Genomic DNA, 14,513 nt, shown 5'->3' with positions numbered 1-14,513 from the left:
GCCGACAAGTGCTGATGTGTGCATGAAGGGACGACCGAAGCCCCTCATTCCGCTTCATGCTCATGCTTGGTTCACGCAGCCCCTTCTCGTATGATCGTTGCAATCTGATTTGGAACGGATTTCGTGAAGTCGTTACCTGGAAATGTCCCAACTGCCCCCGCTGCCCCCAAGGACGTGAAATGGAACGCGAGTGAGGCTGCCAACCAGCTCTCATGGGACGACCTGCGGATCATCAAAACGCTCAGTGAGTGTGGCAATCGCGCTGCCACGGCCAAGAAGCTCGGCATCAATGTGTCCACCGTCTCCCGCAGGGTCTCCCAGGTTGAAAAGACACTTGGCGTAGCCTTGTTCGATCACCGCAAATCAGGCTACCTGCTCACCATCGAGGGCGCGGAATTACGTGCACTCGCCGAGCGCGTGGAGCTGGACATCGTCAGCGTGACACGGCGTGTCTCGCGTGCCGGCCAGGGGCCACTCGGCAAGCTTCGTATCACCACCAGCGACTCACTGCTTCTCTACTTCCTCACCCCCATCATCGCGGACTTCAAGGCCCTCAATGAAGGCATCACGATTGAGGTGCTGGTGGGCAACGAATCACTGAGCCTTGCACGAGACGAGTCGGATATTGCGGTTCGAGCGACCAGGAAACCCGCCGAAAGCCTGGTAGGTCGCAAACTGGCCACAATCGCCTGGGCTCCCTACGTTAGTAGCCACCATGTAACGCCTGCTCCTCTGTTCACTGAAGGCCAGGCCTGGGTTTCCTATTCCGCAGCGCTACGCGGGCTCAAGGCAACCAGCTATGTCGAAAACAGGGTCGCTGCCGAGTGCATCTCGTACCGTACCGACTCGGTTGCGGCGGCGAGTGCTGCAATCGCGGCAGGCCTGGGGGTGGGTTTTTTACCCTGCATGTTGGGTGATATCACGCCTGGGCTTGAACGGGTCGGCTCGGTGGTACCGGAGCTGCAGGATGAGCTGTGGCTGCTGACGCACCAGGACATCCGCAAATCGTGGCGGGTCAAGGCATTCATGACCTTCTGTGCAGCGGCCGTTGCCAACCAGAAGCCGTTGATCGAGGGCCAATTGGTACTCCCGGTCACGTAGCGCGAAACCGGGAGTGCAGGTCACTCAGCGCGCGAGCCAAGTACCGCTTTGCAGGCGATTTCGATCAGCTGTGGGCGCTGGGCAAGCCTCGAGACGCCGATGATGTTACTGGCGCATTGAGGCCGTTCTGTACCGTAAGCGGCCTTGCGCACCGTGCCGACCACGGCAAAGGCCGCGTCCATGTCCAGTACGTAGAGCGTCTCCTCCACGACATCTTCAAGCGTCGCTCCGTACAGCGCGAGCAGCTTGGCGATATTGTCGTAGCAGGTGCGCATCTGGTCCCCCATCGAAGAGAAATCACAGGGCCTGCCGTCACGATCCAAGGGGGCCGGCGCGACCAGGTTCCCTTCTTCGTCATGATTGAACTGGCCCGATACGTAGATCTCGTTCCCTACCCGCCGTGCCTGCGTATACCCGTAAGCCTTCTCCCACGGAACGCCCCAATAGGCGGTTTGTTTGTTGAGTGGTTGTGAAGCTGCCATCGCTTTCTCCTGGCGCAAACCGGATCAGGTAGATCCGCGTTTGCGTGCGAATCCTAGCAGCAGGATGAACGAGCGCATGGCGCATTAATGCGCTTCTGAAAGCGCAGAAGTGCGCCACCGCTTCGCACTGCGATTCGCTAATCTTTGCTCGGACTCAAGCAACGGGCATCACTGAGGACGTCATCCAGTGCCTCAGCACAGTCTGCAGAAGGCAGGCGCCGTGACTTGTGCGATGACCATCATCCAGCTGACAGGGAACCAAAATGAACAATCCAAAAACTGAAGTCCTGACCCCGTTCAACAGCCAACTGATCTTCATCGATCAGCAGCCACAGATGGCCTTCGGCGTTCAGAGCATTGATCGCCAGACGCTGAAAAACAACACCGTAGGCCTGGCCAAGGCGGCCAGGATCTTCAATGTGCCCACCATCATCACGACGGTCGAGACTGAAAGCTTCTCTGGGCACACCTACCCCGAGCTGCTCGCCGTCTTCCCCGACGCTCCGCTGCTGGAGCGAACCTCCATGAACTCCTGGGATGACCAGAAGGTGCGAGACGCGCTGAAGAAAAACGGTCGCAACAAGGTCATCGTATCCGGCCTGTGGACGGAGGTGTGCAACACCACCTTCGCGCTGTCGGCGATGAACGATGCCGGCTATGAAATCTACATGGTTGCTGACGCCTCCGGTGGCACCACCAAGGAAGCCCACGACTACGCCATGCAGCGCATGATCCAGGCAGGCGTAATTCCGGTGACCTGGCAGCAAGTGCTGCTGGAGTGGCAGCGCGACTGGAAAAACCGCGATACCTACGATGCCGTCATGGAGCTGGTGAAAGAACACTCCGGCGCCTACGGCATGGGTGTCGACTATGCCTACACCATGGTGCACAAAGCACCCGAGCGCGTTCAGCACGGCCCAACCCTGGCCCCGGTTGCTGCCACTGTCTGACCATTGCCAGCCCCTGCCTCCAGGGGCTGTTCATTGACCCGCTGATGGGTATGCCGGCTGGCTGAGCCAGGCCATCGAATCGAGCGTTTATCGTCTGTAGCCCGCGCCGAGGCTGCAGTGGCCTGCTCTGCCCACTCGAAACGTGCGTGCCCACTTCATTGATGAATGGATTTGTATGAACAGTGATCACTGCACTGTGCTGGCGACTGTCGCACTGAAAACAACCGGGCTCCTCAAGCCCTGGCAGGTCACGACTGCCAAGCGGTTGATGCTGGAGAACCTGGACACCGGCATAACGGTTACGGAACTCGCCCAAGCCTGCTCGCTGTCGCGTAGCCATTTCACACGAATGTTCAGGGATACCCTGCAGGTGCCCCCGCAACAGTGGATGCGTGAACAACGGTTGCGCAAAAGCAAGGAACTACTGGGGAGCTCGGGAATGATGCTCGCCGAAATCGCACTGGAGTGCGGCTTCTGCGATCAGTCCCACTTTTGTCGCACATTCGTGAAGGCCGAGGGGATGTCGCCGCAGGCCTGGCAGCGACAAGCGTCCATTCAAACTGAGCCTTTGCACATTTAGGGAGCACATTTGTACTCTATCGATACCGCCCTACCCTCATGGTCAAGGCAGTCGCTACCAAGAGCATCATTCCACTGGCGATGAAGGTCGCCTGGTACCCAACACCGTCATAAAGCACCCCACCCGAAGTCGCACCTACCGTTATCGCCAGCTGTATCACCGCGACCATCAGGCCTCCCCCGGCCTCGGCGTCCTCGGGCAGCATCCTGGCTAGCCAGGTGAACCAACCCACTGGCGCACAAGTGGCAATCAAGCCCCAGCCACCAAGCAGCACCGCCGTCGGGACAATCCATGAACCAGTCGAAATCACAGCGAATGCGACGACGGCCATCAGCAGGGGAATACCTGGCAGCACTCTGAACAGATGCCGGCTTACGAGCGAACCAACCATCATCGTTCCCACCAGTCCCGCCACACCAATGATCAGCAGCAGCAGCGACAGCGTGGGCACGTCCACGTGTGTCACGGTTTCCAGGAACGGGCGAAGGTAGGTAAACAGCGTGAACTGCCCCATGAAGAGGAATGCGACTGCAGCCATGCCAAGCGCAACCTTGCTGTCTCCCAGCAAACGCAGGGGGCCGGTCACCGAAACCGTACCGCGCTCGCCAGGCATTGCCGGCAGCGTGAAGGCTTGCCAGATCAACGCAATTGCAGCCAAAGGTACGACACAGAGGAATGCCCCTCTCCAGCCGATCAGGCCGCCCAGGTAACTGCCGACCGGGGCCGCGATTGCCGTGGCCAGCGCAGTACCGCCCTGCATCACGGCAATGGCTTTGGGAACGAGGGCTTCAGGCGCGATACGCATCACCACTGCGGTGGACATCGACCAATAGCCACCAATGGCGATCCCAAGCACGGCCCGCCCCATCATCAAGGTCATGTAATTCGGGGCAAACGCCACCATTGCGCCGGAAACCAGCATTAACGCCGTGGTGCCCAACAGGACGGGCTTTCGATCAGTCCCCTGCGTCAGGGTGGACAGCAACAAACTGGTGACTACGGCGAAGAAGCCCGAGATCGAAATGGCTTGACCGGCCTCGCCTTCAGTAAGCGACAAATCAGTGGCAAGTGGCGTAAGCAAGCTCACGGGCAGAAATTCGGACGCCACCAGGGCAAAGGCACAGAGTGACATCGCCAGGACGGCGCCCCAGACCTGTCTGCTTGAATGTTGAAGAGGTATCGCTGAGCTGGTCATGGTGGTTCTCGTGGCGCAAGTTACAGAAAAGCAGATGCCCAAGCCGAGCCTGCCGGGCTGAAAGCAGGGGTTACTTGAGGTTTTCGCGGAAGAAAGCGGTCAGCTTGCCAAAGGGAATCAATTCGACGCGATCATAGAGGTCGACATGACCGGCGCCAGGCACGATCACCAGCGCCTTGGGTTCACCGGCAAGGCGATACGCCTCTTCGCTGAACTCACGCGAGTGCGCGTTCTCTCCTGCGATGAACAGCATCGGGCGTGGCGAAATCGTCTCGATATCATTGAACGGGTAGAAGTTCATGAACCTGACGTTGCTGGTCAGGGTTGGGTGCGTTGTCAGCAGTGGCGGCAGGCCCTTGGGAGTGAACTCACCCCGAGGTGTACGGTAAAAATCGTAGAACTCCCGCTCGATGGCGTTGGAATGCTCGGTCAGCCGATCAACCGTGCCGCTGGTGTACCTGGTATCCCCGCCGGCAAACTCCACATCCCGCTGTGCAGCCGCTTCGGCTATAGCCTGTTTGCGCTGCTCCAGCGTTACACCATGCTTGAGTCCATTGCGATTGGCGGCGCCCATGTCATACATGCTGACCGTGGCAATGGCTTTCATTCGAGGGTCGATCTTGGCTGCGCTGATGGCGAAACTGCCGCTGCCGCAAATGCCCAGCACACCGATACGGTTGCGATCGACGAAGGCTTGGGCACCGAGATAGTCGACCGCCGCACTGAAGTCTTCCGCGTAGATGTCCGGCGATACCAGGTTGCGCGGACGCCCCTCGCTTTCGCCCCAGAACGACAAGTCGATAGCCAGGGTGACGAACCCCTGCTCTGCCAGTTTCTGGGCGTAGAGATTCGAGCTTTGTTCCTTCACCGCCCCCATCGGGTGGCCGACGATAATGGCGGGATAACGGGTATTGCGGTTCAGGTTCTTGGGAACGAACAGGTTTCCGACCGTGTTCAACTGAAACTGGTTCTTGAAGGAAACGCGTTCGAGTGATACCTGCTCACTCTTGTAGAAATTGTTGGCCCCATGGGACATATCGGCGGCTCCCGCAGTGAATGAACTGGCCATCAGGGCAAACGCAACGAACAAAGACTTCATGCACATTTTCCTGTCTGCTCGAAATGGAAGTGGTGCGAGGGGCAGTCGCTGCAAAGCACTCTGGCCACCTCGCCTGCCGCCCATCTTCCGCGGTTAAAACGGCGTATCAGTAGATCAAACGAGTGGTTTTCTTGCCTGAATCTCCAGACCATGCCGCCCGGGCATGGACACCTGAACGGACGCGCGAGTAGTGTTTTCCACAAGATGATCGGAGGCTTCCTATGTCCGCCACCACACAACCGCCCTTGCTCACGCACCCGATGGCCACGCTATGCAAGGTCATCGGCGCCCACGCGCCAACGGCTGGCGATTTCGCGACACGCATCGCAGACCTCAGCGTCTACCGGCGTAACACACCAGCCCCACCGATCACCTGCATCGTCGAGCCGAGCATCGTGCTGGTCGTGCAGGGTGCCAAGGAAATGGTCATCGGCAGCGACGTGTTCCCCTATGACACGACCCGCTTCCTGGTCACCTCGCTGAACATCCCTGCCCATTCGGCAGTGACGATGGCCAGCGAAGGTGCACCGTGCCTGGGCCTGGTGTTCAAGCTCGACCTGCGCACACTGGCAGAGTTGATCGCGCAAGATGGCCGTCTTACGGTGAGCGGTGAGTCTGTGCACACAAGCGCCGGCGTCGGTGTGCTGGGCCCGAAGCTGCTGGAGAGCTTCAGCCGACTGATCGAGCTTTTGGAGGAACCTGATGCGATACCCGTGCTCTGGCCCCTGATTCAGCGAGAAATCCACTATCGGTTGCTGCTGAGCGACCAGGCCCCCCTGCTCCGGTCCATCGCCTCCATCGGTAGCAAGGGGCATCGAATCGCCAAGGCCATCGACTGGCTGAAGCTGAATTACGCCGCGCCGCTGCGGGTAGATGAGTTGGCCTCTCGGGTGCAGATGGGGCTCTCGACCTTCCATCAGCACTTCCGCCAGCTCACCGCGATGAGCCCGCTGCAGTATCAGAAATGGTTGAGGTTGAACGAGGCAAAACGGCTGATGCTCAATGAACACCTGGATGCCGCCACTGCAGCCTTCAAGGTTGGCTATGAAAGCCCCTCGCAGTTCAGTCGCGAATATGGGCGACAATTCGGCACGCCGCCAAAGCGCGATATCTCGGAATTACGCCAGGGCGCAGAAAGAATCGAACAGGACGCCCGCCTTCCCATTGCAAAGAGCGGCACGCTTCGTGTGCCCCCATCAATAACGTGAAATCAGCTGATCATGCCCAGCTCGGCATCATCCATCAGCACCATGTCTTCGAGGGACTGGATTTGGGGAGGATCGGGGATTCATCTTACGCTTACGTATTGACGACCAGGAAAAACCTATAGCAATATGCCACGAGTGAAGTAAGATCAGTTTGCGTTTTCCAGTAAGAATATTGACCTTAGGGATGAGGGCTTTTCTGATGGATGCTGCTGCTTCGTGCTCGAAAATCGTCGACAACGGTACCGACGGAAAACGCTTTCTCATCGCCATCACCGGCGACGGCTTCACCTCCAGCCAACTCGAGGCCTTCCACCAGGCCGTCACCACGCTGATCAGCGGCCTCAACAGCATCGTGCCGATTTCCTGGCGCCTGCAGGACGCTATCAACGTCTACCAGCTCGACACCGTTTCCAGCCAGTCCGGCCTGTCGCCGAACAGCGCCTTGGGCACTGCCAGCTGCGGCGCCTCGGCCAGCAACCTGAGCGCCGACCCGACGAAAGTCAGCGCTGCCCTGACCGCCGCCGGCCTTACCTGGCACCTGGCCGTGGTCATCGCCAACACCAGCAGCGCCGGCGGCAGCTTCGGCGGCAGCCTGTGCACCCTGACCCTGGACAGCGGCAACGTTGCCCTGCTGGCCCGGGCCATCGCCCAACTGGTGGCCGGACTCGGCGTCGAGTACTCCACCCAGTCCGGCAGCTACCCGGACATCGAGCCCAGCAGCCCCAACCTCACCACCAACCTCAACGCCGCCTCGCTGAAGTGGAAGCAGTATCTGACGCCCGGCTTCAGTGCCCTGCCCTCCGATGTGTCGGCCAGCGGCTGGCAACCTTGGATGATCGGCGCCTTCGAAGGCGGCGGCAATTATCTCAAGGGCATCTACCGGCCCAGCCAGAACTGCCTGATGCGCGATCCCGCCGCCGGCTTCTGCCTGGTCTGCTACCACGAGTTGCTGAAGGCTTTCGCGCCCTACCACCAAACCACCGGACTGTCCTGGCTGGCCAGCCAGAACGGCGTCGGCACCTGGTCGGCCGTGAAGGCCGTATCACCGCCGGTGCAGCCTTCGCCGATCCAGGCGCTGGCCACCACCAGCCTGGCCAGCCGGCTCTTCGTCTTCACCTTGGCCAACGGAGTCATCGGGCACAACTCGGCCACCGTGGTCGGCAACTGGGAAAGCCAGCAACCAATGCCCCTGAGCACCGCCAACGTCGGCCAGGTCGGCGACATCGCCGCCACCCTGGCCGGCAGCGTGGTAGTGGTCGCGGCCCTGTCCGGCAACCAGGTATGGCTGGCCAGCCAGGCGGCCGGTGCGGCGTGGAGCGGCTTCAGCGCGATTCCCTCAAGCGGCCTGCCGGCCGGCTGCACTCGGGTGGCCTGCGCGGTCATCAACGGCCAGCTATTCGTCTTTGCCTCCGGCAGCAAAGGCATCTGGCTCAGCGTACGCAATGGCGCCCAGGTCTGGGACAGCGGTTGGAGCGAGGTCAGCACGCGCCTAGGCCTTGACGCCGGCTCGACGATCGACTGCATCAGCGCCGGCGCCGCAGTGCAGGGCCAGTTCGTTCACCTCTTCGCCGCCCAGGGCAGCACTCTCAAGCATGCCAAGGTCAACGCCGCCCGCGCCTGGCAAGGGGTGGAGAACGTCGCCAGCAGCGGCCTGACCCCAGCCCTCGATCTCAACTGCGCGGTCCGCGACGAGGCCTATGTGTTCCTCGCTGCCGCCACGGCCAAGGGGCCGATGGGCGCGACGCGCAATGCCGTGAACTGGCCCAGCGCCGCCACCACTCTTTCCGCCCTGCCGAACACGGTCAGCCGTGTTTCTGCGGGCTTCCTGTCCGGCACGCTTCTGGCCGCGGCATCCTGACCCACCCACACAGCAAAGCCATCATGGAGAACGCTTATGAGTAGTGGCGGCGGCAGCAGTCCAACCCCCAACCGTACCTGCACCGGTACCCTCACCACCTCGCAACGGCTGGTGCTGGTCAGCACCCAGTACAGCCTCAACGGCGCCAACTGGACGACCACCCCGCCGACCTCGGTGGCGGCCGGCAGCAATGCGACCACCGTGTTTGTCGCCAACGGCCAGACGCCGGACGGCAAGGTCACCTACCAGGCCGACGACGGCACCCAGTTCATCCTGCAGTTCAACATGAACGGTACCAACTCCGCGAACATCCTCGGCGTCGGTGGCACAGCTTCGTCATACAACTACAACAAGACCTTCCCCACAGCCGGCGACACCATCACCGTCGCCTACACCCTGTCCAACACCTGAAAGGAAGCCCGTCATGAGCTACACAATGTCCGTGGACCGGGTGATCCAGCTTGCCCGTTGCGACGATTTCCCCGAGGCGAAGATCCGCGAGATGTTCGCCCAGTACAGTGCCACCGAACTGCCCCTGGAGATCCTGGCGACTCTGCCGATCCCGCTGCCGGTGAAGGTGTATCTCGCCCTGCAGGACGAGTTCTTCAGCGAAACGGAATTCCGCGAACTGTCGCTGGCTTTCGCCAAACACGCAGCCAGCAGCGACCCGGTAGTAGGAAGCAACCACTTCGTAAGCAGCACTATCAACGCCTATGAACAAGCCTTGGTGGAGACCCGCAGTCTGCCACGTGGCGTTGCCCTCAACGCCAATATCCGGCAACAGGTCGAGGGCTATCGCGGTGCGGTCAAGGCGTTGATGGAGCCCCTTAGCCAGGGGTTGCGCAGTGGCAGTAGCGGTACGCCGCTACACACCGTCGCCGCCTATGAAGCTGTGTGGTTCGCCGGCTACGAGCACTACGGCATTGCCTGCCGCAACGCAGCCTCCTGCGCGGTGGCTGCGGTGCCCAAGGTGGAAGCCGACGCCGCCCTGCAATGGGTGCTGGACAACGCCGTGGCCGTGACTAAGGCCCGGGCGGCCTGACATGGCCAGCGCCAGCGCCGCCCTGGACGTCGCAGCCGCACTCGCTCGGCTGCGTCGTGGTCCACTGCTGCAAGCCACGGCGGGATCCTCCGCCGCGGTTGCCTTTCCGCCCCTGGAACAGATGCTGCCACACCGGTCGCCGTTCCTGCTGATAGACCGCGTCCTGGCCTGGGACCCGGACAACCATGTGCTGCACGCACAACGCCGCGTCGATCCCGAGGATCCGGTGCTCGGCGGGCATTTCCCCGGCAACCCGATCTACCCCGGTGCGCTCCAGGGAGAAGCCATCGCCCAGGCCGGCCAGTGCCTGCTGCACATGGCCCGGGGCTGCCCGGCGCAACCGCTGGAGATCCTCGCCACGCGGGTGTTCGGCGCCCAGTTTCTTGGCCAGGTGCGCCCTGGCGACATCATGGACATCGAGGTAGGAATGCTCGACGACAACGGCATGCTGGCGATCTTCGGCGGGCGTATCAGCGTCGCCGGCGCTGTGCGCAGCGTGGTAGTGATGGAGGGATGTCATGTCTGAAACGCCCCATGTGGTAGTGACAGGGATGTCGGTGCTTACAGCCCTCGGCGAGGACCCCGGTAGCCTGCTCGACAACCTGTTGGCCGGGCGCTCTGGCATTCGTCGCTGGAGCAGCTTCGACCGCCAGATCGCGACCAAGGTTGGTGGTAGCCTGGAAGGCTTCGATCCGCGCCCGCGCCTCTGCGCCCTGGCCGACAGCCTCACGGATGCACCGCGCCTGCGCCTGCGCCGGGCGAGCAACCGCCTGCCCTGGTCCACCGCGCTGTCGGTGCTGATGGCCGGGCGCGCCTGGCAGGACGCCGGGCTGTTCGACCTGCCTGCGGGTGATGACGGCGAAACCGCGATCATCGTCGGCGGCCACAACATCGGCCAGAACTATTACTACAACAATTTCCGCCAGTTCGAGCAGGACCCCGACCATATCGACGTTCAGTTCGGCCTCGCCGGGCTGGACACCGACCATGCCGCGGTGGCTTCGGAAGTCCTCGGCATCCGCGGCCCCGGCTACAGCGTCGGCGGGGCTTGCGCCAGCGGCGCCCTGGCGCTGCGCGCGGCGTTCAATGAGATCCGTTTCGGCGATGCCCAACGGGTCGTGGTGCTGGCTCCAGTGCTCGATTACTCGCCGCTGGAGCTGCACGCCCTGGCCCTGATGCAGGCGGTCAGCCAGCGCTCCTTCAACGATCACCCGGAACAGGCAAGCCGGCCTTTCGACCGCCGCCGCGAAGGCTTCGTCCCGGCCCACGGCGGCGCTTGCCTGGTACTCGAACGTGCCGACCTCGCCCAGGCCCGCGGCGCCGAGCCGCTGTGCGAAGTCCTCGCCGTGGCCGCCCGCTCCGATGCCAGTCGCCAGCCAAGCCCGCAGGAAGATGGCCAGACCCGCACCATCCAGGCTGCCCTGCGCGAAGCCAGCCTGCAGCCCGGCGATATCGATTTCATCTGTGCCCACGCTACCTCGACGCCGCTGGGCGACCTTACCGAAGCCCGCTCGATCCGCCGGGTGTTCGGCGCGCATCTAGACCGGCTCAAGGTCAATGCACCGAAATCCATGCTCGGCCATACCTGCTGGTCGGCACCGCTGGTGGAGCTGGTAGCGGCCATCGCGCAGATGCGCGCCGGTCAGCTGCACCCGACCATCAACCTCGACGACCCCGACCCGGAACTCGACTTCGATGTCTGCGCCGCCGGCGCGGTGGCGCATCCGGTGCGCTACCTGCTGAAGAACGCGTTCGGCTTCGGCGGCAACAACTGTGTGGCGATCCTGGGTCGCTGGGAGCCCCGTCCATGAATTTCCTTGTCACCGGCGGCAGCCGCGGCATCGGCCGACGCATCGTCGAACAGGCGCTGCTGGCCGGCCATGATGTCGCCTTCACCTGGAACCAGGACGCCGCGGCCGCCACCGCGCTGCAGCGCCACGCGAAGGAAATAGCCCCGCAGCGGCGCTGCCTGGCCCTGCGTCTGGACATGGCCGATGGAGCAGCCATCGATGCCGTCTGCGAAGAGGCCGACCAATTGCTGGACGGCATCGACGTGCTCGTGGGCAATGCCGCGATCAACCGCCCAAGCCTTGCCGTGTCACTGCCTGACGCCGACTGGCGGGCGGTAATGGAAGTCAACCTGGACGGCAACTTCCGCCTGTGCCGAACCCTGCTGCCGGGCTTTATCGCCCGCCGCCGCGGGCGCATCGTGCTGCTCTCCTCGGTGGCCGCGTACGGCATGAGCGGGCAGCTCGCCTACAACGTGTCCAAGGCCGGGCTGATCGCCATGGCCGCTACCCTGGCGCGCGAATACGGGCGCCGCGGCATCACCGCCAACGCCTTGGTGCTGGGCCTGGTGGACACCGACATGAGCCGCGAGACAGCGGCGCCCAAAACCTTCGAACACTGGCTCGGGCAATGCCCGAGCGGCCGCCTCGGCACGCCAGACGACGTGGCCCAGGCCGTCCTGTACCTGGCCTGCGACGGGGCCGCTTTCATCAACGGCCAGGCCATCCACCTCACCGGTGGGCTGAACTGGGTGCCATGACAAGGAGCGACGCTATGCACGATATCCACGAGATGGTTCGCGAAGTGGTCCTGCGCCATACCGAGGCCGCCCTGGCCTTCCTCGACCTCGGCCCGATCGATACCCAGCTGCGCTTCGACCACCTCGGTGCCAGCAGCCTGGACATCATCACCATCGTCTCCGATGCCATGCGCGAACTGCGTATCAAGGTGCCGGTAGAACAGCTCAATTCGCTGTCTAGCATCGATGCGCTGATCGACACCCTGAGCGGCGCCGTGGCCGCACGCGCGAGCGCCTGAGCCATGGCCTGGTCGCTGGAGATTCACCACATCGATGTGAAGAAGGCCGGCGACGCGACTCTGATCGTCGCGAAAAACCCGGAAAATGCCGAGGGCCAGCGGGTCCGTGCGGTGCTGATCGACGGCGGGCGCAAGGACGCCGAGCCCCACGTATACAGCTACATCACCGAAAAGGCCGGGCTGGCCAAGGTCGATGCCGTGGTCGTCACCCACTACGACGGCGACCACCTGGGCGGGGTGGCAGCATTGCTCGCGAAGGCGGTGACCACCTTTGACACGGCGCGTGTCTACGACCGTGGCTGGCCGGCCCAGGGGCCCAGCGACCTGTACTTGCGCTACCTCACCTCGATCAACTGCAAGCCCGAACGCAACCGCGTGACCCGCGCTGTGCAGGCCGCAGACCTGAAGCCCTGCATTACCTCCAGCATGGTGTCCAAAACCGGCAGCCCGGCGGTTCCCGCCGGTGCCACGGCCTTCCAGGTCTGCCAGGCGATCAACCAGGCTCCGCAATGGCTGCTCAGCGGCCCTCAGGCAGAACTCCTCCAGCTCAGCGGCGACCGCGCACCGACCCTGACCTGCATCGCCTGCAACCAGTGGGTGCAGCGCCCCAACGGCACCCCCGTCAAGGCCGCACAGGGGGTCAGCGAAGCGGAGAACGCCTGCAGCCTGGCCTTCCTGCTACGCTTCGGCGAGTTCAGCTACTACATCGGTGGCGATATAGAAGATCCCCAGGAAGCCCTGATCGCCCAACTGGCCAACCCCAACGACGATGCCGCAGGCCGTGTCCTGGTAGTCAAGGCCAGCCACCATGGCGCCGACACCGCCACCTCGGCACAATTCCTCCAGCGCATGCGTCCGCTGGCGGTGATGGTTTCCAATAGCACGGGCAACCAGCACGGCCACCCGGCTGCGGCCACGGTCGACGTGCTCAACGGCTATCCCCGCGGCAACGGCGTCACCCCGCCCCCGCCGCCGGCCTCGCCCGGACGGCCACGGCGCACCTATTTCACCGGCTTCGACAGCGCCGAGAACATGAGCAATGCCTTCGTCACCCTGGGTATCGTCGCCGGTGATCCGAATGCCAGCAACCGGCCCGGCAACCTGCTGGTGAAGGTCAGCGAGGCCCAGGCCTTCGCCAACCGCAACTTCCCGGCCAGCACCTGGCGCGCGGTGCTCGCGGTTGCCGATATCGCCGCCAAGGCCGTGGGCCTGACGCCCAACCCGGTGGCCGCCAAGGCCGCTGCCGAAGCGGCGGTCAAAGGCACGCTGGTGGATGTGGTCATGGCGCTGGCCAACACCACCGAGGCGCGCGATGCGGCGACCGCCTTGTGGATACTGCGCAGCAAGACCAGCGGCGGAATCAATAGCGAGTACCTCGCCCGGCTGAGCGTGCAACCCCTCGACCAGGAAGACTGGCTGGACGCGATCGACGCGCAGCGCAGTGCCCTCCAGCGCGCCGCCACCATGGACGACGTCTACCGTTGCGTAGACAGCGCCGCGCAAACCGCCGCCACCGCCAGTGCGGCGGTGCCCGGTCCGCTGGCCGGCTTCGCTGCGCTGGCGGATTGTATCGACGGGTTGGGCACGGCCTACCAGTTGGTCAACCGCTACGTGCCCCTGTCCGAATACACCGTCGCCGCGCAAACCGCGAACGACCAGGCCACCCGGGCACGGGACATCCTCAGCAACGGCGCCGGACGTGTAGCGGCCCTGGCCACCCAGGCCGCGACCGCCGCACAACGGGTGCGCGGCGCCGGCAACCAGGCCCAGGCCATGCAATTGGCAGGCGCCGCCCTCGACGCAGCCGAAAAAGCCTGCGAAGCCGCTGGCGAAACCTTCTATGACCTGGGCAACTGCTACAAGCTGGCCGCCCGCGCCGCTGCGAACCCGAGCCCGGCCATGGTGGGGCTGACCATCACCCGCGCCTGCGGCAGTACCCAGGCTGGCGTGGTTACCGGCGCCATTGCCGGGGCAATCTGCGGCAATGGCCGGCTCGACCCGGCCAGGCAGGCGCTGCATTACGCCCTCGACACGGTCAAGGTCAATTCGTCGACGGCACTGGCCGCCCTGGGTGAAGCCCTCACCGGGGGCGAACCGTTGTTCACCGTCAGCTACTACAAGGCATCAGCCAACAAGGACGTACAGGACTCCCTTTCCTGAGGCGGACCGATC

General features: G+C 63.3%; 15 protein-coding genes. 12 read left to right on the top strand and 3 right to left on the bottom strand.

Going from position 1 to position 14,513, the window contains the following annotated elements; translation table 11 throughout:
• Nucleotides 1–123 precede the first annotated feature (123 nt).
• Nucleotides 124–1,101 (top strand): LysR family transcriptional regulator, encoded by a 978-nt coding sequence (locus M2S36_RS18115; protein ID WP_442969528.1) that lies wholly within the window; start codon nucleotides 124–126, stop codon nucleotides 1,099–1,101.
• A gap of 20 nt (nucleotides 1,102–1,121) precedes the next feature.
• Here M2S36_RS18115 and M2S36_RS18110 read toward each other — a convergent pair whose 3' ends face one another.
• Nucleotides 1,122–1,583, bottom strand: coding sequence for a RidA family protein (locus M2S36_RS18110; RefSeq protein WP_207832038.1), 462 nt, complete (start codon nucleotides 1,581–1,583; stop codon nucleotides 1,122–1,124).
• A 263-nt stretch (nucleotides 1,584–1,846) separates the two neighbouring features.
• On the opposite strand from M2S36_RS18110, the gene M2S36_RS18105 reads away from it, so the two are divergent.
• The gene (locus M2S36_RS18105; protein ID WP_063914701.1) at nucleotides 1,847–2,533 is read left to right on the top strand and encodes a hydrolase; all 687 of its coding nucleotides are present in this window, start codon (nucleotides 1,847–1,849) and stop codon (nucleotides 2,531–2,533) included.
• A 175-nt stretch (nucleotides 2,534–2,708) separates the two neighbouring features.
• Nucleotides 2,709–3,113, top strand: a complete 405-nt coding sequence (locus tag M2S36_RS18100) for a helix-turn-helix domain-containing protein (protein WP_207832040.1) — start codon at nucleotides 2,709–2,711, stop codon at nucleotides 3,111–3,113.
• A gap of 16 nt (nucleotides 3,114–3,129) precedes the next feature.
• Here M2S36_RS18100 and M2S36_RS18095 read toward each other — a convergent pair whose 3' ends face one another.
• Together M2S36_RS18095 and M2S36_RS18090 are read right to left on the bottom strand one after the other, a co-directional pair.
• Complete coding sequence (locus M2S36_RS18095) at nucleotides 3,130–4,308, bottom strand: MFS transporter (RefSeq protein WP_333957545.1); 1,179 nt, start codon at nucleotides 4,306–4,308, stop codon at nucleotides 3,130–3,132.
• Nucleotides 4,309–4,378: 70 nt separating this feature from the next.
• On the bottom strand, nucleotides 4,379–5,407 hold the full coding sequence (locus tag M2S36_RS18090) for an alpha/beta hydrolase (RefSeq protein ID WP_207832124.1): 1,029 nt from the start codon (nucleotides 5,405–5,407) through the stop codon (nucleotides 4,379–4,381).
• A gap of 221 nt (nucleotides 5,408–5,628) precedes the next feature.
• Here M2S36_RS18090 and M2S36_RS18085 point away from each other — a divergent pair, with 221 nt between their 5' ends.
• The 9 genes from M2S36_RS18085 to M2S36_RS18045 all read left to right on the top strand — a co-directional run bounded on the left by M2S36_RS18085 (nucleotide 5,629) and on the right by M2S36_RS18045 (nucleotide 14,501).
• Nucleotides 5,629–6,615: an AraC family transcriptional regulator gene (locus M2S36_RS18085; protein ID WP_233687832.1), complete on the top strand. Its 987-nt coding sequence runs from the start codon at nucleotides 5,629–5,631 to the stop codon at nucleotides 6,613–6,615.
• Nucleotides 6,616–6,814: 199 nt separating this feature from the next.
• A complete protein-coding gene (locus M2S36_RS18080) occupies nucleotides 6,815–8,473 on the top strand; it encodes a M64 family metallopeptidase (RefSeq protein WP_333957544.1) in 1,659 nt (552 codons plus the stop codon).
• A gap of 36 nt (nucleotides 8,474–8,509) precedes the next feature.
• On the top strand, nucleotides 8,510–8,884 hold the full coding sequence (locus M2S36_RS18075) for a hypothetical protein (RefSeq protein WP_207832046.1): 375 nt from the start codon (nucleotides 8,510–8,512) through the stop codon (nucleotides 8,882–8,884).
• 13 nt (nucleotides 8,885–8,897) lie between these two features.
• The gene (locus M2S36_RS18070; RefSeq protein WP_207832048.1) at nucleotides 8,898–9,515 is read left to right on the top strand and encodes a hypothetical protein; all 618 of its coding nucleotides are present in this window, start codon (nucleotides 8,898–8,900) and stop codon (nucleotides 9,513–9,515) included.
• Between the two features lies 1 nt (nucleotide 9,516).
• Nucleotides 9,517–10,041 (top strand): 3-hydroxyacyl-ACP dehydratase FabZ family protein, encoded by a 525-nt coding sequence (locus tag M2S36_RS18065; RefSeq protein ID WP_333957542.1) that lies wholly within the window; start codon nucleotides 9,517–9,519, stop codon nucleotides 10,039–10,041.
• A complete protein-coding gene (locus M2S36_RS18060) occupies nucleotides 10,034–11,326 on the top strand; it encodes a beta-ketoacyl-[acyl-carrier-protein] synthase family protein (protein ID WP_333957541.1) in 1,293 nt (430 codons plus the stop codon). Before M2S36_RS18065 ends, M2S36_RS18060 begins: the two co-directional genes overlap by 8 nt.
• Nucleotides 11,323–12,063: an SDR family NAD(P)-dependent oxidoreductase gene (locus M2S36_RS18055; RefSeq protein ID WP_207832054.1), complete on the top strand. Its 741-nt coding sequence runs from the start codon at nucleotides 11,323–11,325 to the stop codon at nucleotides 12,061–12,063. The genes M2S36_RS18060 and M2S36_RS18055 overlap by 4 nt, the downstream gene beginning before the upstream one ends.
• Nucleotides 12,064–12,077: 14 nt before the next feature.
• Nucleotides 12,078–12,341 carry an acyl carrier protein gene (locus M2S36_RS18050; protein WP_172827549.1) on the top strand — a complete coding sequence of 88 codons (264 nt, stop codon included), beginning with the start codon at nucleotides 12,078–12,080 and terminating at the stop codon, nucleotides 12,339–12,341.
• A 3-nt stretch (nucleotides 12,342–12,344) separates the two neighbouring features.
• Complete coding sequence (locus M2S36_RS18045; RefSeq protein ID WP_333957540.1) at nucleotides 12,345–14,501, top strand: ComEC/Rec2 family competence protein; 2,157 nt, start codon at nucleotides 12,345–12,347, stop codon at nucleotides 14,499–14,501.
• Nucleotides 14,502–14,513 lie beyond the last annotated feature (12 nt).

It is taken from the genome of Pseudomonas sp. SF2, assembly GCF_036858055.1.
Classification (GTDB): Bacteria; Pseudomonadota; Gammaproteobacteria; order Pseudomonadales; family Pseudomonadaceae; genus Aquipseudomonas.
This window is presented reverse-complemented; position numbering and strand designations above follow the sequence as displayed.

Excerpts from the sequence above, each read along its gene's own strand:
- M2S36_RS18110 (WP_207832038.1), bottom strand. The coding sequence starts at position 1,583 with ATGGCAGCTTCACAACCACTCAACAAACAAACCGCCTATTGGGGCGTT.
- M2S36_RS18105 (WP_063914701.1), top strand. The coding sequence starts at position 1,847 with ATGAACAATCCAAAAACTGAAGTCCTGACCCCGTTCAACAGCCAACTG.
- M2S36_RS18100 (WP_207832040.1), top strand. The coding sequence starts at position 2,709 with ATGAACAGTGATCACTGCACTGTGCTGGCGACTGTCGCACTGAAAACA.
- M2S36_RS18095 (WP_333957545.1), bottom strand. The coding sequence starts at position 4,308 with ATGACCAGCTCAGCGATACCTCTTCAACATTCAAGCAGACAGGTCTGG.
- M2S36_RS18090 (WP_207832124.1), bottom strand. The coding sequence starts at position 5,407 with ATGAAGTCTTTGTTCGTTGCGTTTGCCCTGATGGCCAGTTCATTCACT.
- M2S36_RS18085 (WP_233687832.1), top strand. The coding sequence starts at position 5,629 with ATGTCCGCCACCACACAACCGCCCTTGCTCACGCACCCGATGGCCACG.
- M2S36_RS18080 (WP_333957544.1), top strand. The coding sequence starts at position 6,815 with ATGGATGCTGCTGCTTCGTGCTCGAAAATCGTCGACAACGGTACCGAC.
- M2S36_RS18075 (WP_207832046.1), top strand. The coding sequence starts at position 8,510 with ATGAGTAGTGGCGGCGGCAGCAGTCCAACCCCCAACCGTACCTGCACC.
- M2S36_RS18070 (WP_207832048.1), top strand. The coding sequence starts at position 8,898 with ATGAGCTACACAATGTCCGTGGACCGGGTGATCCAGCTTGCCCGTTGC.
- M2S36_RS18065 (WP_333957542.1), top strand. The coding sequence starts at position 9,517 with ATGGCCAGCGCCAGCGCCGCCCTGGACGTCGCAGCCGCACTCGCTCGG.
- M2S36_RS18060 (WP_333957541.1), top strand. The coding sequence starts at position 10,034 with ATGTCTGAAACGCCCCATGTGGTAGTGACAGGGATGTCGGTGCTTACA.
- M2S36_RS18055 (WP_207832054.1), top strand. The coding sequence starts at position 11,323 with ATGAATTTCCTTGTCACCGGCGGCAGCCGCGGCATCGGCCGACGCATC.
- M2S36_RS18050 (WP_172827549.1), top strand. The coding sequence starts at position 12,078 with ATGCACGATATCCACGAGATGGTTCGCGAAGTGGTCCTGCGCCATACC.
- M2S36_RS18045 (WP_333957540.1), top strand. The coding sequence starts at position 12,345 with ATGGCCTGGTCGCTGGAGATTCACCACATCGATGTGAAGAAGGCCGGC.